General features: G+C 57.3%; 1 protein-coding gene. It reads left to right on the top strand.

Features of this window, described 5'->3' with window-relative positions:
- Window positions 1-33: 33 nt before the first annotated feature.
- The coding region (locus AWB74_RS45005; protein WP_061152853.1) for a hypothetical protein at window positions 34-773 on the top strand (740 nt) is incomplete at its 3' end.

Below are 773 nucleotides of genomic sequence, written 5' to 3'. Positions count from 1 at the left end.
TCGCATATCAACAATTGCAGGGAGCCTTACCCTATGAGTCAACCCCGCGGGCGATATGCGGGATCTCGAGACAGCGGCCAGCTCCAACCTCGCCACGTGAACAAATCCTCGTCCAACCGACAGAAACGGATCTACGCGAAGGCGCCCGCTCAAGACTCCACTCAGACGGCCTCAATCTTCAAGACGCGTTCGTTTCAGTTTCTGGTCGATGCAGTGGGTGCCGAGAATATCGCGTTAGGACTGGATTCCAGCATGACGCGAGTGGCCGAACTGATGAAAGGCGAAAGGTTCACGCCTGAGACTGCCTTCCACATGGAAACCACGCTCGGGTTGCCGCACGGCTTTTTCGATCAGCCTCATCCCCTGCTCACGCCGGAGACCATTGCTCGTCTCAAGTCGCCGCTCGACTTCGTTCAAACGGCCGAGCAGGTGGACGAGGTGCCAGAAGCAGAGTCTGAGACACGTAGACCTGCCTCGGCCGTCAATCTCGGCCAGCAACCTTCTGTTGAAGTTCGTTTGTCTGAGGACGCAGAAATGCCAAGGAAACCAGCGGGCGGCACGCCCAGGGCTAGCAGGAAAAATGAGCGCGAGATGGCCAAACAGCCGAGCCGAGATGCTTCCCTCAAGGGTGCACCGTTGAAATCCAGAGCATCTCAAAAATCGACTCAGCAACACGCGCTGGCCTTGAACGACAGCGCCGACGTCGAAAGCATTCGACGCGCTAACCTTCACGTTCTGACGACCCGCAACGGATCGAAAGTAAGACTGGGTGT

Origin of the sequence: Caballeronia arvi, from assembly GCF_001544695.2 — a bacterium.
GTDB lineage: Bacteria > Pseudomonadota > Gammaproteobacteria > Burkholderiales > Burkholderiaceae > Caballeronia > Caballeronia arvi.
Note: the sequence above shows the minus strand (reverse complement) of the source record. Positions and strands in the feature narration are given on the sequence as shown.